Source organism: Pseudoalteromonas sp. MMG012 (genome assembly GCF_018100875.1).
Lineage (GTDB): Bacteria > Pseudomonadota > Gammaproteobacteria > Enterobacterales > Alteromonadaceae > Pseudoalteromonas > Pseudoalteromonas aurantia.
In genome coordinates this window covers 56794-77853 of record NZ_JAGJEF010000005.1, presented here as the reverse complement: position 1 = coordinate 77853, position 21060 = coordinate 56794, and the positions used below count along the sequence as shown (strand labels likewise).

The 21060-nt window shown below is 40.9% G+C and carries 21 protein-coding genes; 9 read left to right on the top strand and 12 right to left on the bottom strand.

The window, feature by feature from the left end:
- Window positions 1–32: 32 nt before the first annotated feature.
- The 4 genes from glmM to rlmE all read right to left on the bottom strand — a co-directional run bounded on the left by glmM (window position 33) and on the right by rlmE (window position 4990).
- A complete protein-coding gene (gene glmM, locus J8L97_RS03030; RefSeq protein ID WP_211047807.1) occupies window positions 33–1373 on the bottom strand; it encodes a phosphoglucosamine mutase in 1341 nt (446 codons plus the stop codon).
- Window positions 1370–2215, bottom strand: a complete 846-nt coding sequence (gene folP / locus J8L97_RS03025; RefSeq protein ID WP_210996206.1) for a dihydropteroate synthase — start codon at window positions 2213–2215, stop codon at window positions 1370–1372. The genes glmM and folP overlap by 4 nt, the downstream gene beginning before the upstream one ends.
- 143 nt (window positions 2216–2358) lie before the next feature.
- On the bottom strand, window positions 2359–4293 hold the full coding sequence (ftsH, locus tag J8L97_RS03020; protein WP_210996207.1) for an ATP-dependent zinc metalloprotease FtsH: 1935 nt from the start codon (window positions 4291–4293) through the stop codon (window positions 2359–2361).
- Window positions 4294–4360: 67 nt separating this feature from the next.
- Entirely contained in the window at window positions 4361–4990 is a 630-nt protein-coding gene (gene rlmE, locus J8L97_RS03015; protein ID WP_192506893.1) for a 23S rRNA (uridine(2552)-2'-O)-methyltransferase RlmE, read from the bottom strand.
- A gap of 85 nt (window positions 4991–5075) precedes the next feature.
- Between rlmE and yhbY the strand changes: the two genes are divergently transcribed.
- Window positions 5076–5372 (top strand): ribosome assembly RNA-binding protein YhbY, encoded by a 297-nt coding sequence (gene yhbY / locus J8L97_RS03010; RefSeq protein ID WP_192506892.1) that lies wholly within the window; start codon window positions 5076–5078, stop codon window positions 5370–5372.
- An 18-nt stretch (window positions 5373–5390) separates the two neighbouring features.
- On the opposite strand, the gene J8L97_RS03005 is transcribed toward yhbY, so the two are convergent.
- A complete protein-coding gene (locus tag J8L97_RS03005; RefSeq protein ID WP_211047806.1) occupies window positions 5391–6530 on the bottom strand; it encodes a serine hydrolase in 1140 nt (379 codons plus the stop codon).
- Window positions 6531–6625: 95 nt separating this feature from the next.
- Here J8L97_RS03005 and J8L97_RS03000 point away from each other — a divergent pair, with 95 nt between their 5' ends.
- From J8L97_RS03000 to J8L97_RS02975, 6 genes are all read left to right on the top strand, one after another.
- Window positions 6626–7429, top strand: a complete 804-nt coding sequence (locus J8L97_RS03000; RefSeq protein ID WP_192506890.1) for a hypothetical protein — start codon at window positions 6626–6628, stop codon at window positions 7427–7429.
- Window positions 7430–7503: 74 nt separating this feature from the next.
- On the top strand, window positions 7504–8343 hold the full coding sequence (locus tag J8L97_RS02995) for a MipA/OmpV family protein (RefSeq protein WP_192506889.1): 840 nt from the start codon (window positions 7504–7506) through the stop codon (window positions 8341–8343).
- Window positions 8333–8713: a DUF3019 domain-containing protein gene (locus J8L97_RS02990; RefSeq protein WP_211047805.1), complete on the top strand. Its 381-nt coding sequence runs from the start codon at window positions 8333–8335 to the stop codon at window positions 8711–8713. Before J8L97_RS02995 ends, J8L97_RS02990 begins: the two co-directional genes overlap by 11 nt.
- Window positions 8713–9420 (top strand): response regulator transcription factor, encoded by a 708-nt coding sequence (locus tag J8L97_RS02985; RefSeq protein ID WP_210996209.1) that lies wholly within the window; start codon window positions 8713–8715, stop codon window positions 9418–9420. Before J8L97_RS02990 ends, J8L97_RS02985 begins: the two co-directional genes overlap by 1 nt.
- A 9-nt stretch (window positions 9421–9429) precedes the next feature.
- Entirely contained in the window at window positions 9430–10728 is a 1299-nt protein-coding gene (locus J8L97_RS02980; protein ID WP_211047804.1) for an ATP-binding protein, read from the top strand.
- Window positions 10729–10951: 223 nt separating this feature from the next.
- The gene (locus tag J8L97_RS02975; protein ID WP_211047803.1) at window positions 10952–12298 is read left to right on the top strand and encodes a sodium-dependent transporter; all 1347 of its coding nucleotides are present in this window, start codon (window positions 10952–10954) and stop codon (window positions 12296–12298) included.
- A gap of 67 nt (window positions 12299–12365) precedes the next feature.
- On the opposite strand, the gene J8L97_RS02970 is transcribed toward J8L97_RS02975, so the two are convergent.
- Together J8L97_RS02970 and J8L97_RS02965 are read right to left on the bottom strand one after the other, a co-directional pair.
- Complete coding sequence (locus J8L97_RS02970) at window positions 12366–12812, bottom strand: GNAT family N-acetyltransferase (RefSeq protein WP_211047802.1); 447 nt, start codon at window positions 12810–12812, stop codon at window positions 12366–12368.
- Window positions 12813–12877: 65 nt separating this feature from the next.
- Window positions 12878–13621 carry a sporulation protein gene (locus tag J8L97_RS02965; RefSeq protein ID WP_211047801.1) on the bottom strand — a complete coding sequence of 248 codons (744 nt, stop codon included), beginning with the start codon at window positions 13619–13621 and terminating at the stop codon, window positions 12878–12880.
- A 208-nt stretch (window positions 13622–13829) separates the two neighbouring features.
- Between J8L97_RS02965 and J8L97_RS02960 the strand changes: the two genes are divergently transcribed.
- Both J8L97_RS02960 and J8L97_RS02955 read left to right on the top strand, forming a co-directional pair.
- Complete coding sequence (locus J8L97_RS02960) at window positions 13830–15401, top strand: cation:proton antiporter family protein (protein ID WP_211047800.1); 1572 nt, start codon at window positions 13830–13832, stop codon at window positions 15399–15401.
- A 288-nt stretch (window positions 15402–15689) separates the two neighbouring features.
- Entirely contained in the window at window positions 15690–15974 is a 285-nt protein-coding gene (locus J8L97_RS02955; RefSeq protein WP_192506881.1) for a hypothetical protein, read from the top strand.
- Window positions 15975–16061: 87 nt separating this feature from the next.
- Here the strand turns inward: J8L97_RS02955 and J8L97_RS02950 are convergent, their stop codons facing one another.
- Genes J8L97_RS02950 through J8L97_RS02930 form a run of 5 tightly spaced genes read right to left on the bottom strand, consistent with a single transcriptional unit; the run spans window position 16062 to window position 21059 of the window.
- Complete coding sequence (locus tag J8L97_RS02950; RefSeq protein ID WP_192506880.1) at window positions 16062–16796, bottom strand: VacJ family lipoprotein; 735 nt, start codon at window positions 16794–16796, stop codon at window positions 16062–16064.
- Window positions 16797–18059 carry a c-type cytochrome biogenesis protein CcmI gene (gene ccmI / locus J8L97_RS02945; RefSeq protein WP_211047839.1) on the bottom strand — a complete coding sequence of 421 codons (1263 nt, stop codon included), beginning with the start codon at window positions 18057–18059 and terminating at the stop codon, window positions 16797–16799.
- An 8-nt stretch (window positions 18060–18067) separates the two neighbouring features.
- A complete protein-coding gene (locus J8L97_RS02940) occupies window positions 18068–18529 on the bottom strand; it encodes a cytochrome c-type biogenesis protein (protein ID WP_211047799.1) in 462 nt (153 codons plus the stop codon).
- Window positions 18526–19098, bottom strand: a complete 573-nt coding sequence (locus J8L97_RS02935; RefSeq protein WP_210996212.1) for a redoxin family protein — start codon at window positions 19096–19098, stop codon at window positions 18526–18528. Before J8L97_RS02935 ends, J8L97_RS02940 begins: the two co-directional genes overlap by 4 nt.
- Complete coding sequence (locus tag J8L97_RS02930; RefSeq protein WP_211047798.1) at window positions 19095–21059, bottom strand: heme lyase CcmF/NrfE family subunit; 1965 nt, start codon at window positions 21057–21059, stop codon at window positions 19095–19097. Before J8L97_RS02930 ends, J8L97_RS02935 begins: the two co-directional genes overlap by 4 nt.
- Window position 21060 lies beyond the last annotated feature (1 nt).

Here is a 21060-nt window from a genome sequence, read left to right as displayed (position 1 = left end):
CTAAGTTACAAGATATAAAATAAAATAATTGGTTAATTGCTCACAGTTTCAACAACTTCAGCAATTTTTTGAGCAAAATCGATTACTTGCTTCTCTTGCTCGGCTTCAACCATGACTCTTATGACAGGTTCTGTTCCTGACTTTCGTAATAAAACACGACCTTTACCTGCTAGTTCATTTTCGACACTTTCAACCACAGCCAATACTTTTGGGTCTAAGGTAGGGTCCGTCGCCACAGAATACCTAACATTAATCATTTTCATAGGGTATTTAACAAACCCCAGCCCTAAATCTTGTAATGTTTTATTTTGTGAAACCATCGCGGCCAAGACTTGCAGACTTGAGGCAATACCGTCGCCTGTACTGATTAAGTCGAGATTCAATACATGCCCAGAGCTTTCTCCGCCAATTTTCCAACCGTTTTTAACCAATAATTCCATCACATAGCGGTCACCAACCTTACTACGAGCAAAATCAATGCCTTTAGCCTTAAGCGCGTTCTCTAATCCCATATTAGACATAACAGTACCAACAACGCCCCCACCTAAGGTGCCCTGTTCAAAAGCTTGGCATGCGATAATATACACAATATCATCGCCGTCAAACACTCGACCATTATGGTCAACCATCATCACTCTATCGCCATCACCATCATAGGCAATACCGACATCAGCACCATGTTCAAGTACCTGACGCTTTAAACTATCAACATGTGTCGCACCACAATTGAGGTTTATATTAACACCATCAGGCTCGCATGCGTGGCAGATCACCGATGCACCTAATTCTCGCATAACAGCTGGTGCAATATGATAAGTCGCCCCATTTGCGCAGTCGAGTACTATTTTAATCCCTTCCAAAGACAAGTCATTTGGGAATTGACCTTTACAAAATTCAATATAACGTCCATCAGCATTATCTAGTCGGTGTGCTTTTCCGAGTTGCTCCGATGGCACACAAGTCATTTTATCATCCAACATTGCTTCAATTTCAAGCTCAACTGAATCCGCAAGTTTGAGTCCATTGCCACTAAAAAATTTAATCCCATTGTCATGATATGGATTATGCGACGCACTGATCACAATACCCGCTTCTGCACGAAAAGTTTGCGTTAAGTAAGCCACTGCAGGTGTAGGCATCGGCCCTAATAAAACCACATCTATTCCAGCTGCGATAAGCCCTGCTTCCAACGAAGTTTCTAATAAATAGCCCGAGATCCGCGTGTCTTTACCTATAATGACTTTTTTCGTTCCAGATTTAGATAATACTTTTCCTGCAGCCCAGCCCAATTTCAATGCAAATTCAGGCGTAATTGGATATTCACCGACTAAACCTCTTACACCATCAGTACCAAAATATTTTCTTGTTGTCATAAAGTTACTCCATTTCTAGCTGCATGCCATACATTTAAAACATCAGCGGTTTCCTGAACATCGTGAACCCTGATAATGTTCGCGCCTTGCTGTGCACAGAGTAAAGCACCAGCCAAACTCGCAGCAATACGCGCGTCAGTTTCTCGATTTAATAATTGACCAAACATAGACTTGCGTGATAAACCCGCCAGTAAGGGTAGTTTAAGCTGAGTAAATTGTTCAAATTCACCGAGCAAACTAAAATTATGTGCCAAACTTTTGCCAAAACCAAACCCTGGATCAAGGATCAACCGCTCCTTAGCTATTCCGACTTGCTCACAAGCCGCAATACGTTGCTCAAAAAACGCTTTTACTTCTCCAAATAAGTCAACGTAAGATGGATTTGCTTGCATGGTTCTTGGTTTACCCTGCATATGCATTAAACAAATGGGGACATCTGAATATTTTGCAGCTACCTGTAATGCATTTGGTTCCTGTAATGCACGTACATCATTGATAATATCTGCACCAGATTCAATTGCAGCTTCCATTACCTGCGCTTTACTCGTATCAATTGAAATCACGCAATCAGAAACATCTCTAATCGCAGTAATCACGGGGATAACCCTTTTTAATTCCTCTTCACAGGTAACATCTGGTGCGCCGGGCCGCGTAGATTCACCACCAATATCTAAAATAGTTGCACCTTGCTTTAGTAATACTTTGGCTTGTTCTACGGCATGTCCAGTAGTGAGGTAAGCACCGCCATCAGAAAATGAATCGGGTGTTACGTTAATTATCCCCATCACTTGAGGCACAGTCAGATGTAAGGCTCGATCCCGAGGTAAAGTTAACGTAGTCATGATGTACCCTAGCTTAATAACAACCCCACCAGTAAAGTAGTTAGTATAATAATCACTTTACTCGAAATTCAGGCTTCTATATTTATTTAATATTAAAAAGCCCCGAATATACGGGGCTTTTTCATTGCTGGGTATTTTAACCGTTATTCCGGACTATCATCAAGCTCTGTACTTGATTCAGAATCAGAAGTTGGCTTTTTTTCTGTATCTTTCGCATCACCATCAGATTTAGACGGTTTTGCTTTCGGCTTAATGTCATGTGCATCACGTGGAGGTCTCACCTCTATGCGAGCCATTAAGTCATCAATCTGAAGCGCATCAATTGTTTCATACTTCATAAGTGCGTCTTTCATGCTATGAAGCACATCCATATTATCTTTTAAAATCTGCTCTGCTCTATCATAGTTACGCGTCACAAAACCTTTAATCTCAGAGTCAATCAATTTGGCCGTCTCATCCGACATGCCAGACATACGTTGTGAGCCACCACCCATGTACATTTCATTCTGATCTTCCATGTACATTTGTGGACCAAGCTTGTTACTTAACCCCCACTGAGTGACCATTTTTTTCGCAATATCTGTTGCACGTTCAATATCATTACTTGCTCCAGTTGTTACTTTATCATCACCGTAGATAAGAGCTTCTGCGATACGACCACCATAGAGGCTAGATAGCATCGACTCCAAATGCTCTTTAGAATGACTCACTCTATCTTGTTCTGGTAAGTACATAGTGACACCTAATGCACGACCTCGGGGAATTATGGATACTTTATATACTGGGTCATGCTCAGGCACTAATCGACCAACAATTGCATGTCCAGCTTCATGGTAAGCGGTCATCTCTTTCTCATGCTCGCTCATTACCATGGACTTACGTTCAGCACCCATCATTATTTTATCTTTTGCAGCATCAAACTCCGCCATACTTACCTTGCGCTTATTTCCACGCGCTGCAAATAAAGCGGCTTCATTAACTAAATTAGCTAAGTCTGCACCAGAAAAACCTGGGGTACCACGTGCGATTACCGAAGACTCAACATTGTCATCTAACGGCACTTTACGCATATGAACATTCAAAATTTGCTCACGACCACGGATATCAGGTAATCCAACAACAACTTGTCTATCAAATCGGCCAGGTCTTAGCAACGCTGGGTCAAGTACATCTGGTCGGTTAGTCGCAGCAATAACAATTATGCCTTCATTGCCTTCAAAACCATCCATTTCCACCAGCATTTGGTTAAGTGTTTGTTCACGCTCATCGTGACCTCCACCCATACCAGCGCCACGTTTTCGGCCAACAGCATCAATCTCATCAATAAAGATAATACAAGGTGCTGCTTTTTTAGCTTGCTCGAACATATCTCTTACGCGAGACGCACCCACACCAACAAACATCTCAACAAAATCAGAGCCCGATATTGTAAAGAAAGGCACTTTAGCTTCTCCAGCAACAGCCTTTGCTAACAATGTTTTACCCGTTCCAGGAGGGCCAACCATCAGTACGCCTTTAGGAATACTGCCGCCTAATTTTTGGAACTTTGATGGATCTCGTAAAAAATCGACCAATTCAGTAACATCTTCTTTAGCTTCATCACATCCGGCAACATCTGCGAACGTCGTTTTCACTTGATCTTCGCTCATTAAGCGCGCTTTACTTTTACCAAAAGACATTGCGCCCTTGCCACCGCCACCTTGCATTTGACGCATAAAGAAAATCCATACGCCGATCAGCAATAACATCGGGAACCAAGAAATAAAGATGTTTGCCAAAAAAGATTGCTCTTCTGGCTTTACGCCTTTAACGTTCACATCATTTTTAAGTAAGTCATTAATGAGATCTGAATCTTGCATAGGTATAATCGTTTGAAAACGTTCGCCATTTCCCTTTATACCAGTAATAGTACCTGTATAACGGTCAACGTTAACATCTCGAATTGCACCGCTGCGCACTTCTTTCACAAATTGTGTATAACTCGTTTGACGATCAATTTGATCGCCGCCATTGAAGCCCTGAAACACGGTCATTAGCACCACTGCTATAACCAACCAGAGTATTAAATTCTTTGCCATATCGCTCAAGGGGTTAACCTCTTGTATTCAAAATTGTTTAAATTCAACTTAATGCTGTCCAACTGTACTACAGTTTGTAGCCTGTCGCCACTATATATACTTCTCTAGAACGGGGTCTAGACGCTTTTGGTTTACGTATCTTTACCACATTGAAGCATTTTCGTACTTCTTGAACAAACTGATCAAAACTCTCACCTTGAAACACTTTCACTGCAAATGCCCCATTTTTCCTTAAAACTTGATGACACATATCAAGTGCAAGTTCTACCAAATACATGCTACCTGCCTGATCCGTCGACATGTTACCACTCATATTAGGTGCCATGTCAGAGAATACCACATCAACATTTTTCCCGCCTATACGATTTAGTAAAGCGTCCAAAACTGCCTCTTCACGAAAATCACCTTGTAAAAAATCAACACCGGGTAATGAATCCATAGGCAAAATATCACATGCGATGACTTGCCCTTTGGACCCAACTTGCTCGGCTAGATATTGTGACCAACTCCCGGGAGCAGCTCCAAGGTCGACAACACTCATGCCAGGCTTTATTAATTTATCCCTTTGTTGCACTTCTTCTAACTTAAAGACGGCACGAGAACGAAAGCCTCGTTTTTGTGCCTCTTGAACATAAGGGTCATCAACATGCTCTTTTAACCAGCGCTGAGAACTCGCTGAGTGTTTTTTATTTGTCATTATTCGCTGCAACTCATTAGTAATATTGTCTAGATGGCGGTAGAATACCAATAATTCAAGCCTACATTTAGTAAATTGTACCAATATGACTTTATCAAATAAACAAAAGCAGTACTTAAAAGGACTAGCACACCCGTTAAAACCCGTTGTTTTACTTGGCGCAAACGGTTTAACTGAAGGTGTTGTCATGGAAATTGACCACTCACTAAGCATTCATGAACTAATCAAAGTAAAAGTACCAACTAACGATCGTGAAACGAAACAACTGATTTTCGACGCTATCGTAAGAGAAACTAAAGCTTATAAAGTGCAAACTATTGGTCATGTCATTATTTTGTATCGCCAAAGTGAAGAAAAAAAGATTCAGTTACCTCGCACATAATTCGGTAAACGCCACGGCTCATTCCTGTGGCGTAGTCTGCGCCACTTCAATGGCCTGCCTAATAAAACCGGTTGTAAGTTCGTTAATAACACCACTTTCAGCGTTTAACAGTAAACTAAATCCGATGTCATACTCAGGAATGACCACAACATCCGTTCTATAGCCTTGTACCCAACCACTGTGGTAATAAAGAGTAACGCCTTCAAATTCATAAATACGCCACCCTAACCCATAATATGCTTGCGTAATATAATCTCGCCAAATTCTTCGCCTTAACTCCCGCTTTGTACGTGTATACGGGCGACTTTGGATCATCAATGCATCTAAAGATAGAACATCAGGGTAATAACCAAGCTGTAGCTTAAGCCACTGAATCATATCAGCAGCACTGGCATTGATACCCGCAGCAGGTGTCACTTTGTAATAGTTTGTTTTTAACTTTGCGGTATGCCAACGCTTGCGCCCTAAAACATGAGGCAATGCGTAATTCTGGTCTTGAGTCATATTATCTAAACCAACCCCACCATCATTCATATTTAACGGTGCAAATATAAACTCTTCAAGCCATTGCTCGTAAGTGATCCCCGTCGCTCTATAAATGACGTCAGATATCACACTAAACATAACGTTCTGATATCCATAACATTGCCCCGGATTGCAAATTTTATCCACAGAGACTAAACGCTCGACAATTTTCTCATATCGCATTCTAGATTCAATTAAATTATCGTACGCATTGGGCACTAATCCACTTGAGTGGCTGAGCAAATGATACAGCTTTAGATGTTTATACTCAGACAACGCAAACAAAGGTAAATACTCACTTACTTTGTCATCTAGAGAAATTCGATTTTCACTGACCAATTTAGCACTTAAAGAACCAGCAAAGGTTTTTGACACTGAAGCCAATCTAAAGCGTGTGTGAATATTCACTTTCTGCCCGTTTTTTACTCTAGTACGGCCATACCCTTGTGCTTTACCACCAAATTTTCCGTGAACAATACTTAATGCAGCCCCAGGAATTGATTTTTCTTTGAGTTTACGCTCGACTTGCTTAGAATAGCTGTTCAAAAATTGGTTCCACTGTTTTTTTGCCACATCCGTTGCAAAGGAAGGCGCAGTGAATAGCCAAAGTATGGCAAGAACTAGAAACTTCATATTGACCCATTCTTTTTTTAGTGATGGGAGTGTACACGAAGTTCTACCTTGTTTGTAAGGCTGTATAACTATATTAACGCGATTGAGGTATTTGGATGCGGTTATTTTTCTGTTTTATTATTTTGTCTTTTACATTTGGCTGCGCGTCAACAAAAAAGCTGGCACCAAAGCTCAATATCCCAGCAAAACCATTACTGACAAAAGAGGTTTACCAACTAAGTTACACAACGGAGTTAGACTCCGCGCGTATTAAGTCAGTACAACTACCTGCTCATCCAATAGAAAAAAACAACACAGTTCGTATCGTCTCAGATAAGGTTGGCATGACTGATACTTTAAAAGCTCACCTCATAGCTGCACTCAATAAGAAAAATTTAAAAATAGTAACCACGAGTAAAGCTGATTACATACTAACAATTCACCAATTAGATTTAGAGTTTGGGTCAGAAAAAACCTACACACTTAACCAACCTCGCAAACCACACGCTTTTTTTACACAACTAGCCCAGCAAGTGCCCAGTTACCAATGTACAAACATCATCGCGTCAGTCAGCATGCGATTAACCCATCAGGCGTCGTCTGACGTTGTATGGTTCGCCAAATCATCCATTGATAGCGCAAGCTTCCAAGCGATACCACTGCAGCTTAATTATACTAAGACAGAAAAAATCACCAATGAACACGCCGTTATTGCATTCATTGTAAAACACAATACCGAAACCGCTCGTAAAGCCCGTTTTAACCAAAATATCACGCCTCCTGCTTATGATGTTAAAACGGTAATTAGCCAACCTACTAAAATTGCTGGCGCTTGCACTGAAACAGAAGTCAGTGCCCTTAGTAGTGCCATGCAAACATCATTGACCAACTTACTTATCGATAAAATAAACATTCAGTAATACATACAATTTCTTACAGTTAATACTCCTGAAAACATCCTATAATGGTGACCAACATTAGTTTGGTGACCATTATGCAGCTGTTTTTCAAAACTTTAATTAGTTTACTTATGTTTAGCGCCTGTACCGTGTCTGCGTCAAGTCGATTATATTCGGATAATACTCTGCTTCCCTCTGATGGATTTGCGTGGGATTGGACTTTTGGTGCAAGCGCCTACATTGAGGACCCGTACTTAATTGGTATGCCCAGTAACAATAAGGGCTTTGAACTCGAACTTACACTTTCCCTATCCTATGACAATCTGTTTGTTGATATAGATAACAGCCAGCTAAGTGGTGGGTTTATCATTGGCTATACGCTACCAAGCATTAACACATGGCAATTAGATATTATCGGTACGCAAATTCAAAAAGGATTTAATGAAACAGGGTTAGAGCTTTATAAACTCGATGTGCTGCCCGAATTAGCTGGTATTAATGCACGAGCATATGACTATAATGCAGGGTTACGTTTGAGCAAACGATTTTCCGACTCATTATTTTCAATCGAACTACTCAATGACATTTCCAATGCCCATAATGGCTGGATACTGTCTTCATTTTTCAGTCATATTACACCTTGGAGAAACTGGGAGTTTCGAGCAGCTGTTGGTCTAAATGCATATTCTCCAGAATTCACCGACTATTATTTTGGCATTACGCCTAATGAAGTGACCCCCTTTAGGCCGAGTTATAGTGCGAATACTTCTTTTAGTCTTGTCACCGAACTTCATGCTGAATATCCACTCAATGAACATTGGATTTTCCTTGCAGGGTGGATGTCAACTCTGTATTCCGAAGATATCTATAACAGCCCTATAATCAGACAATATTACCACCACAAAGCCAAGGTTGGCGTAAGATATGTATTTTAATAGCTTGTCTGTCTTGTTCTTGATGCAACTCACACCAGAGGCCGCAATCCCAATACTGCCGACTCTTTTGGTACAACCTGAGCGCTGTATAGCGCTTAGAAAAGGCCGAAACTGCTATGCCCAACTAACTTTTAGTTGGGACTTGCCCATTGCAGCGAACTACTGTTTAAAAAGTAGCAATAGCGAAAGTGTGCTTTATTGTTGGCAGGCTGCAAAAAGTGGGCATGTCGAGCACGAATTTAGTCAACAGAAAACACACGAATATCAATTAATAAATAGTGACACCGGCGCCATACTTGGGCAAACTCAAGTACATGTGCAATGGGTTTATAAGAACCGTCAGAAAAAAAGACGTTGGAGATTATTTTAATGGACAATTACGGCACAATTTTATTAGTAGAAGATGATGCATCCCTTGCACAATGGGTTGCCGACTACTTAAATAACCAAGGTTATACGACACATGTTTGTGAGCGAGGAGACAAAGTTGTTGCAATGGTTAAGTCTCTAACACCTGATATTGTGCTACTCGATGTCATGCTACCTGGTCAAGATGGTATTAGCGTTTGTAGAGAATTACGACAATTCTACCACCAACCTATCATTATGCTAACAGCACGAGATGAAGAAATGGATGAAGTTATTGGCCTTGAAGTTGGCGCCAGTGACTACGTTATAAAACCAGTAAGGCCTCGTGCCCTGCTTGCTCGTATCAAAGCCATGTTACGCGCAGCACAAGAAACTAAGGTAATAGAAAATAATGATTCCAACGTTATCAACGTCGGTAATTTAAGTATAGATACTCAAGCCCGTAAAGTTTCATTGCAAGGTATTGAAGTCAACATTTCAAGTGCCGAGTATTTGTTATTACATTTCCTTGCTTCAAATGCGGGTGAGGTAGTATCTAGAGACTCAGTCTTTAAAGCGACCAAAGGTCGAGAATACGACGGTCTCGACCGCAGTGTCGATGTTTTAATTTCAGCACTTCGCAAGAAGTTCAATGACGATCCACAGCAACCTGAAAAAATAAAAACCATTTGGGGAAAAGGTTATTTGATGGTGCCCAGTGCATGGTAATTTAATTCGGTGAAGAAACTCTACTTATATTTATTAACAAGCGCACTTGTATCCATTGTTGTGTTGGGTTGGCTTATTGATACGCTCAATCAACAAACAGCGCCAACTGAAGATAGTTTTGGTTGGCAAAGCACTTTAACGGGTGGCTTTGCATTGCAAATAGCCAGGCAACCGGAGCATCAACGAGCCTCGTTTGCCAAAGGCCTAAGTGCTGATTTTGACGTAACTCTAACGTATAAACAAGGTGACACGCTCGCCTTACCTCATGAGCTAAAGCAGCAAATGGCCCTGAAAAAAGAGCTTGTTCTTGAGGATGAATTGGGCTTTTATTTATTGAAAACCCATGATAATTTACTCCCTGATTACCTTGAATTAAGACTACAAAAACCAGAACTCGAACAAAGTAACGATGTGTTACTTACCTTGCTTTTTTATGCTGGGGTATGTGGATTTATGTGGTTTATTCTGTCTCCCCTAGCTAAAAGGCTATCCGTACTCACAGAAGCCGCTAAGCAATTTGCCAGTGGTGACTTAAGTGCTCGCATAAAAGTAAACCACTTCACATATATTAAAGATGTAGAGCTTACCTTTAACCGAATGGCGAACCAAATTGACAAGCTGCTTGCTGAAAATAAGCTCATGGCATCAAGTTTATCCCACGATATACGTACGCCTGTGGCGTGTTTGCGTTTTGGATTAGACGCCGCCATAGAGGAACCGGATTTAAATCAAGTTCGTTCTATTTTAGTACGTATGGAAAACGATCTAGATCAAATGGAAGACATGCTGGCAAGCTATTTGTCGTTTGCAACACTTGAGCAAAAAGCACATTTGCTGACTTTTGAATCGACACAGGCACAAACCTACATAGCTGCACTCATAGACCAAATACAACCAAAGCTTACTAAAGCTGACCTCATCGGAAGCTACGATGTTGACCCGCAAGTATACTTATATGCCGACTTACATTGGCTCGCGCGTGCCATTACCAACCTACTCAGTAATGCGTGTGAGTTTGCATCGCGTAATATTTTGGTCAGAGTACAACAACATGAGCAATTAATATTAATCGACGTAGAAGATGACGGGCCTGGTATAGCCCCAAATAATTGGCACAAAGTATTTAGTCCATTTTTCCAAGAACAAAACCACCGTAACCGTGATGAGAAAGGATACGGATTAGGCCTTGCAATCGTTGCGAAAGTGGTTGACTGGCATCACGGTAAAGCATCAGTATCGCAATCTGAGACACTTGGTGGCGCAAAGTTCACATTAAGTATCGACTGTAAACCAAATAAAGCAGTGTAAATATACTTCAACACCCACTTCTCAGCAACAGCTCAAATCAATGATAGATAAACATTTTTATGTATTTTAGAACACAGATTTTCGCAGCTTAAACATTACAGTATGCGCTGCTATCTACTTTCGTTCTAGATCATGGTAGTTTCAATGTAATTAGCACTTTTTATTTACTATTAATTACAGTAAATTGTGGGCGCCGTTATAAAAATAGAGAAGTATAAACAATATGAGCAGTGTACGCGGAGAGTTTAGCTCTCGCTTTGGTTTCATTATGGCCGCAGCAGGTTCAGCTGTCGGTCTTGGCAATATTTGGGGCTTTCCAACACAAACAGCGAGCAACGGTGGTGCCGCATTCGTGCTCGTCTACTTAATTCTGGCTTTTTGTCTCGCATATCCAGCCTTAATGGCTGAACTCGTTATTGGCCGACACGGCCAAGCTAATGCGGTATCTTCATTGCAAAAATTATCGGATAGGCCCATTCATAAACGCTTCGCGTTTTTCGTCGGGTTCGGCGGTATTATTTGTGCAGGTCTAATTCTCAGCTTCTACGCAATCGTTGCTGGATGGATGTTCAGCGCAACACTTGAACCCTTGACTAAGCTTACCGGTACAACCAATGTGACCAGCTGGTTAAACACACAGTCGTTAAACCGAGATCTCATTTTTACGTCACTCTTTATCATTTTGACAATTTCTATTATTAGTAAAGGAGTCGAAAACGGTATTGAAAAGTGGTCAAAAAGGCTAATGCCTGCGCTGCTTAGTATTCTATTTCTGCTTATCGTTTACGTACTAATGCAAGATGGCGCGAGTGATGGTCTTAAAGCCTATTTGATCCCTGATTTCTCATCCATTTTAAACCCTGATTTATTAGTGAGCGCATTAGGGCAGGCCTTCTTTTCTCTATCTCTTGGCACCAGTGTCATGATCATTTACGGCTCTTACATTAGTAAAAAAGAAAATTTAGTATCTTTAGGCGCCTATGTAACACTCATCGATGTTCTCATTGCTTTTGTCGCGGGATTACTTATTATTCCAGCGATGTATGTAGCTCAGGCGCAAGGGGTTGAAATATTCGCTGCCGATGGTTCCCTACTCTCTGAAGATACCTTGGTATTTCAAGTTTTACCTGCGTTATTTAGCAGTATGGGACAAATGGGCCTATTTGTTGGATTTGCATTCTTTGCATTGATGAGTATTGCAGCGTTGACTTCCTCTATTTCAATGCTTGAAGCACCAGTGTCATACGCCGTCGAAAAATTTGCACTAAAACGCATTCAAGCAACATGGATTATTGGTGTACTGATCACCATTGTCAGCTTTACCATCATTTTTAACTTCAATACCTTATTTGGTTTAGTGGTCAGTGCTACGACACAGTTTGGTCAACCACTACTAGGCATGTTTTGTTGTGTATTCGTAGGCTGGCTCTGGAGCCGCAGTGCGTTACTTAAAGAAATTGAATCTGGTAGCCCTGACATTGCAGCAAGTTGGTTTTGGAAAGTTTGGCCTTGGTACATTAAGTTCATTTGCCCATTGGCCATCGCCTTAGTGTTCATTCATTCCTTATAGATTTGACAAACATTATAATTAAGGTGCTGAGCACAGCATCTTAATTATGAAAGACATAAACCATATTTCATTTATGTTTGAGCACCATATCTTGGTGTGCAATACCATCTTCTAAATATGACTCACCTATCGCATGAAAGCCTAAGCCTTGATAAAAACTCAGCAATTGAGTTTGCGCAGATAAAAAAATGTCTCTTGCTTCTTTATATGTACTTGCTAACTCGATAGTTCGACTCATTAATTGGCTTGCAAGTCCCACCCCTCTATGCTTTTCATGGACTAAAACACGCCCTATTGCACATGTACGTATGTCCTTACGGTAGGTACGGGCATACGCGGTTATCACGCCATCCTGCTGAGCATAAATATGATACGTATCTAAATGGTGGTCAATGTCATCTAATTCAGGATAAGGGCATGCTTGTTCAACAACAAACACATCCACCCTTGCTTTCATTATCTGAAACAGCGTTATCGTATCAAGTTCACTAAATCGTTTAATATGCCACTGCATCGATCATTCCCTAAGAAAAAAGCCCAGCATATTAGCTGGGCTCAAATTTATTTTATTAGCCCATATTATGCAAACAATCGCTCTAACTGATCGCAAATTGTGCTGAGATTAACTTGATCATGTTCGATAGTTAAATCCACATAACCATCTGAGCGAAACGCTCTATCCAGTTCAATCAAAACATGTGTTTTATGTGTTTCTGGCACAAAAGAAAGCTCAATTTCTTGTATCCCAAATATAGATTGGTTGTTCGGTCTATACTCTAACTCTTGATAACAACCAGAAAGAGACTGAAAATCGGACGCTTTCAAGTAACCTTGTTCAACATCGGCTTTAATTAAAGAAAAACCCAACTTCTCCATTGCTGCCATGCAAGTTTTAACGGCTTCGTTAGGGTAAATATGTAAAGTGTCTTTATCCGACGGATCCAATGCTAAATCAATGTCCAGCCCGGTTTCTAACCATACAAAACTATAGTTATAGCCAGCGTTGATTTCTGTAATTGGGGTTTCAGAGTGCAAACGTGCTTCAAATGGGATCACAACTTGCTCTTCTGGGCCTATATTAAACCGTTCACCGATATGCCACTTTTCAATAACATGATTAGTAAAATACTCTCCATCATCACTTTCATGTTTTATCCGCGTCATTAAAGCTAATTCTAGCCCTGAGACTTCTTGTACAACATCACCGCCATTAACAATAATTTGAGCTTGGAATTTTTGTCCAGGATTCAAATGCTCAGTTTCTAAAACAGTATCGACTTTCGCGGCACCGATACCCACTGATGCAAGGATTTTTTTAAACATTAAGTCTCCTGTTCGAGATTGCTCCTTTATTGGCATCTTAACCATAAATATTCACTCTTGTCAGCGAAAATTTACCTCATTAGACAGAATATCTTATTCTTAACCCAGTTAACCGCAATTACGTTACCCCTAGTTTTAAAAAAATTAATTTATAAATCAGTGAGTTTTGATACACTTTAATTACTCATTATCGACTGTTAGTTACCAAATGGAATTACTGTTTTTCGCCATAGCGTTTGTTTGTGGTTTTGCTGTATATCAGTTGAAATTGCCGCCACTTATTGGCTTTTTAATGGCTGGTTTCGTGCTCAATTTACTTGGCTACCATACTACAGCGTTATTAACCTCCCTTGCTGATTTAGGCGTAACATTATTATTATTTTCGATAGGCCTGAAACTTAAGCTCTCAAACTTAATCAAACCACAAGTATGGGCCCCAGCAACATTACATATCGTCGTTTGTACTGCATTTTTCACTAGCCTTTTACTTTTATTAGCCTATGCATCACTGCCGCTCTTTACAGAATTATCGTTGACAAGTGCTATGCTGGTCGGCTTCGCATTCAGCTTTTCAAGTACTGTTTTTGCTGTCAAAGTATTAGAAGAGCGTGGAGAAATGGCGACACTTCACGGCAAGATTTCTATCGGTATTCTCGTTATGCAAGATATTTTTGCTGTGGCCTTTTTGGCTATAAGCACCGGTAAAATACCCAACATGTGGGCTTTGGTATTACTTGTCAGTCTATTCGTATTCAAACCTATTATGTTTTGGGTCTTAAATCGCTCTAAGCATGGTGAATTACTGCCCCTGTTTGGCTTTTTCTTTGCCCTCATCATTGGATATCATGCATTTGAGTTTGCTGGCCTTAAGGGTGACCTAGGAGCGCTTATTATCGGCATGATGTTTGCTCCACATAAGAAAGCAGGTGAACTATCCAAATCATTACTTAATTTAAAAGATATCATGCTTGTTGGGTTCTTTTTAAACATCGGATTAAATGCGAACATATCAGCCTATGCGCTGTTCATAGCCTTGCTACTTGTCATTGTTTTACCATTAAAGGTTGGGTTGTACTACGCTTTTACTAATCTCTTTAGATTACGCGCAAGAACGTCTCTACTCAGTGCATTTACACTCTCTAATTACAGCGAATTTGGCTTAATTGTTTGTGCTGTCGCGGCGTCTAGCGGTGCAATTACCTCTGATTGGTTAGCTGTTGTCGCTATTGCGGTCTCACTCACATTTGTTCTCGCATCGCCGCTAAACAAAAGAGCTAATGAAATATATGTCAAAATCGAGCCTTTATTACTCAAGTTCGAAAGCGCCACACGCTTAGAAGAAGAGCTTCCGGTGAATTTAACCAATACACAAATCGTCATTTTTGGCATGGGCAGAATAGGAACTGGTGCATATGAAACCATCGAAACCTCCAACTCAGGTGTTATCGCTGGGATAGATATAAAACCTGAAGTCGTTGAACGACATGTTAAGCGTGGCCGAAGAGTATTGCTCGCCGATGCAACAGACCCTGACTTTTGGCAACGAGTTAATCATTCTAATGTCGAAATGGTGATGCTTGCTATGCCTAAACATATGCAAAATATATATGCACTAGAGCAGCTCAATGCATCTGGCTTCAGCGGACAAGTAACTGCAATAGCAAACTACCCAGATCAGCAAAAAGAACTCGAAGATATGGGCGTAGATTACACCTATAACTTCTATTTAGAAGCCGGTAGTGGTTTCGCAGAACACGTAAAGCAAAAATTGTTTTCTTAAATTCATTTAGTTTTCTCAGTACTATAAAAGGTACTGAGAACTATTTTTATTTTCGCATCAATATCTTACTTCTAGACGTCTAGATTATCGATACAAATTCTCCCCGATTATCCCCCCTTGCGATTTACAAAACTTTACATCTAAGTTAGTAATCTCAGCATAAAACAGAGTACACTGGCTTTATTCGAAAATACGTAAGTATCTATTTTTAACACAAAAATTATTTAATTCTTGGAGTATCTATGAATATCTCCCACAGTGTTAAAGTATTCCTAAGAGGGTAAAAAAATGCTTAAAACCAAACCAGTAAATCAATTCTCTGCTGTTGTTGATGATATCAAAGCCGGCCCTTTTTCTGATTTGCAAAACCGTTTAGATGCGCTTCAAGACAACGGAATGACAGCGTTGACAATACGCAGTATTTTATTTCATAAAATGTTAGATCTACACTCAGTTCCCGCTGAACATTTCTTAAGGGAGCAAGCAACCCCACAGCGCCTTGACGACCCTGCCTTAATTGAGAAATTGAATGCGCTTGGGTTTTATCGGAAGCAGCGTTGCGTCATGCACTAGACAGAATTATGGGAGCCTACATACTCCCGTATAGGCTGGCAATGCCCGTCGCCAGCCTATTTTTTATTATCTAAAAAATGAAAACCATTAAAGGTTTTCTAAAAAGTCCTCATCAAAGTCAGTTGGTTCTTCATTAACAGGTGGGTTTCCATCATGCAGCTCGTATAATTGACGTTGAAAGTATATGTCTTTCATAAATACATATGGGTCTAAAGACTCCTTTAGTAAACTCTCTTGCGCCATAAGCGACGCTCTCGCCTCCACTGCGCGTAACGCAAAAATTAGGAGAGTTTGCGGTGTAGTTAATGCAATTTCAGGTAAAACGACTTTATCGACCACATCGCCAACGACATTTCTTACCGTTGAAGGCCCCATTGCAGGTAACATCACGTACGCACCATCACCAACTCCCCAAACCCCTAACGTTTGACCAAAGTCCTCGTCTTTATGCTCTAGTCCAAAGTTACTGGCAACATCAAATATACCAAGCACGCCAACTGTTGAATTAATTAAAAACCTCGCAACATTAACCCCCATATCACCGGGCTTACCTTGTAAACCCGCATTGACTGCATCGATAGGCGCTGCAATATTAGTCGTAAAATTAACAAGGCCTGCTCTTACGGGGGTGGGTGTTACTGCTAAATACCCTTGCGCTGCTGGGCGAAGAATATATGTGTCTAGTACATCCATGTTAAAGTCATAAATTGGACGGTTTATAGACTGCAATGGATCTCGTTCGTCTTTTTTCTCTTCAGGAACGCTCGTACAGCCTGAAAGAATGGTTAGTGCGATCAGTGCACTATAAATAGGTTTAAACATTTAGCTTCCTGTACTCGTAATTACACGACTAATCTCTACGGTATGTTTTTGATTGCCTTCTGTAAGCCTTATGACCGAGGATTCTCCCTCAAGTTCACCTGGGCTTATCATAACGGAACCATCTACGGACACACGTGCCGTAATGATCACATTGTCAAAACTCGAAAGTTTTAATTCCGGCATCATTGCCATACTATCATCTAGAGTGACAGTTAAAGGCAAGTTAAAATCTGTAAGTTTTTCTACCGCAAGCGGCATTTTTGGCCCACCTGCTGCCTTTACAAACACAAATAAAGTTGCATTATTTGGCAATGAAGAACGTAACCCTTCCGCCAATGTGACTGTCACCGAAAGTATAGGAGTCCCTAACATTGGCTGTGGTTCAATCTCAATCAGTCGCGCTGTGATCTCTTCAATACGTTGAGAAATCATGCTATAACGCGGGTCTGACTCGTTTATTGTAGAGAGCAACACTTCAAATGCACTTTTCGCTTCATGCCAGTCCTGACGTTCATAAGCTATCAATGCGAGTAAAGAAATTGCATCAATATTTTTCGGATCCGACTGTAGCACTTGAGATAACATTTGAGCAGCACGGTTCATTCCTGTCTCGGAGCCTTCCACTAGCAATACTTGGCTATAATTGACCAAGATATTATTATTTTTTGGGTTCATGCTCAGTGCTTTTTCAAACGCTTGTTTTGCCATTTCATAGTCGTTAAGTGACATTGCAACACGGCCAAGTAGCATCCACGCAACAGCATCATCACCACTATTGGCTAACTTGGTACGAAGCCCTAATGCAAAAGCTTGCAACTCATTCTGAGTAAGAGGTTCACCTTGTTGCATGACGGCTCTCTCTCCGAACTCAGGCAGTTTTTCAATCGCATGATACCAGTTCTCTATTTGCGTCTGACTGCCTGTAAAGCTATAAAAAACACTGCTAACAGCTAATGTAAATGCCACCCCAGTCAGGGCGAAAATTCGATTATTACCTCGGCTATTGAGTTGTTTCTCTGGAGACAACTCGTGATAGAGCCTTTGTTTCAATTCAAGCACAGATTCATCATGAATAATTTGTTCTATTCGTTGACTAGTTAAGTCTTGTTTTAATTCATCAAGACGTTGATGATAAATCACTATCCGCTCAGCGTTCGCATCATGGTCTAACGTTAGTACATTCTCTTTTCGTAAAAAAGGCACTGCAACAAATAACAGCGCTAACACAGTGAGTAGCGCAAACATACCCCACATTTGCATCATTTCATTCATTATTGCTGCTCCTTATGCTGATACTGAGCAATCAATTTAGTCAACTTAGCTTCATCATTCGCATCCCACACTTGCTTCCTCGACGCCTTTTTTTGCCGAAATACGATAAAGCCAAAACCAACTACCACTATAAAAATGGGCAATACCCACAAAATAATTGTCGCTGGCGTGACCGGTGGCTGATAATGTACAAAGTAGCCATAACGATCGATCATATAATCAATCACTTCTTCCTTTGTTTTCCCTTCATGGACCAAAGTGACGACTTTATCTCGCAAATCTTTCGCTACAATTGCATCAGAATCAGCAATATTCTGGTTCTGACATTTCGGACAACGAAGTTCATGAGTCAACTCCTTAAAGGTTGCCGCACGCTCTTGTGATGAAAATTCATACTTATCTTCTACCGTATGTCCTGCGAAGCTCATTAGCATCGTCAATATCATCAATACATCTTTCATTGTGACAGCTCCTGAATAGCTGGTGCAAACTTCGCTCTCCACACTCGAGGATTGATATCACCTGTATGATGTAGCAATATCTTCCCTTCTTTATTAACTAAAAATGTCTCTGGTGCACCAGATACACCTAAATCTAGTGCTAATGTTCGTTCTAAATCTAAAATATTAAATTGATACGGATCTCCCGCTCTGTCTAACATTGACTTCACTTCTACTCTAAGCGCATTCATATCAAACTGGTCGCCAAAATCTGGGTCATAAGCTTGTTCATAATATAAACCAATAATACGAACACCTTGACTTCGAAGCTGCGCTAAGTAGCCTAACTCAGCAATACATGTTGGGCACCAAGTACCCCACACATTCAGTAAATACACTTCACCGAGTAAGTCAGTATTTTGCCACTGTTTTTCATCGTCCATTAAATCAGGCAACGTAAAGCTCGGCATTACCTGCCCTATACGGCCTGTTTGCAACTCACGAGGATTACCAAATAACCCTTGGTACAAAAACACACATAAAAACATGAATATCAAAAATGGTATGATTGCTATCAATTTCTTATTCATATTTTAGCCTCTGCCGTTTCAGTGTATTTAGGTCGTCTACGATAACGCTTATCTGCCACAACCAAGAAACCAGCTATAGAGATCAATAATCCGCCTAACCACATCCAACGTACATATGGCTTGTGATAAATCCGCAATGACCAGTTGCCATTACTTAATTGCTCACCCAGAGCTAGGTATAAATCGCGGAAAAAGCCATCATCGATTGCCGCCTCAGTCATAAATTGCATACCGACATCATACAAACGCTTTTCTGCATACAATTCAGTCACTATACTCCCTTCTTTTAGCACATTAACGACGCCTGCATGGCCACTGTAATTAGGGCCTCGAATTTCCTTCACGCCTTCAAACCGGTATGTGTATTCATTAAGTACCGCGGTATCACCAGCTTTCATACTCACTGAGCGCTCCACTGAATACGCAGATGTTAGTGCTACACCTGCAACCACAAACGCGATCCCTACATGACCTAAGATCATTGCCCAATAGCTCATGCTTTGTCGCTTAAAACCACTCAGGATATGTTTTTCTACCGTCACTTTCTCAAAAATATCTAACAGAGCACCCAATACAATCCAAACCCCTAGTGCCGTTGCCACAAAGGTAAGTATTGAGACGGTATCGTAGCTACTATATAACCAAGAAGCTGTTAACAGTAATGCTGCCGCGACTAAACCTAGCGCTTTCTTCGCCAGTGGTGTCAATTTATTCTGCTTCCATCTTAATAAAGGTGCAATTCCAAGTAATAATGCAAAAGGCACAATTAGCACTGAAAACATTTGATTGAAAAATGGCACACCAATAGAAATAGAACCAAGCCCCAGTTCTTTATGGATCATGGGTAACAATGTCCCCAACAACACAATTAGCGTCGCAACCACCAAAAATATATTATTGGCCCATAGTGAGACTTCCCTAGACAATAGTTTGTACCGCCCTTCACTTTTTACTTCAGACACTCGCATAGCATATAAAGCTAAACTGCCGCCGACAACCACGAGTAAAAAAGTCAAAATAAACAGCCCTCTATCTGGATCCGTTGCAAACGCATGAACTGATACAATAATGCCAGAACGAACTATAAAGGTGCCAAGTAAACATAAACTAAACGCTGTAATGGCCAACAACACAGTCCAAGACTTGAAGATCCCGCGCTTTTCTGTGCTCGCTAAAGAGTGCAGTAATGCTGTTGCGACTAACCATGGCATCAGCGATGCGTTTTCCACCGGATCCCAAAACCACCAACCTCCCCAGCCAAGCTCTGAGTAAGCCCACCAGCTACCGATAGTGATGCCTAACGTCAAAAAGCCCCATGCAACCATCGTCCAAGGTCGTGACCATTTAGCCCAAGTGTTATCCAACTTACCTGTTAATAGTGCCGCTATCGCAAACGCAAAAGACACAGATAAACCAACATATCCCATATAGAGTAAAGGTGGATGAATGATCATTCCAGGATCTTGTAGTAACGGGTTTAAGTCACGTCCCTCTACCGGAAAGTAGGGCAGTAAGCGCTCAAACGGACTCGACATCCAGAGGGTATACAGCATAAAACCTACACCAAGAAAGCCCAGTACCCCCAAGACCCTCGCTCTAAGCACCCAAGGAAGTGACTTAGACATCAGTGCCACAAGCGCAGTCCAACTTGACTGCATCACTAACCATAGCAAGATTGCGCCTTCATGGCCTCCCCATGTCGAAGTGACTTTATAGTACCAAGGCAAGCTTGTACTTGAATGGTGTGCAACGTACGCAACTGTGAAGTCGTCTATCAATGTTACATAAATCAAAATAGCAAACGACACTAACACAAACAAACACTGACCAACAGCCAATGATGGTGCAGCTCGCATCAGCCTTAAATTTCCAGTATAAGCCCCCCACATCGGAAATATGCACAACAACAGACTTAATGCCATCGCTAGCACAAGCGAAAAATAGCCAATCTCTGGGATCATA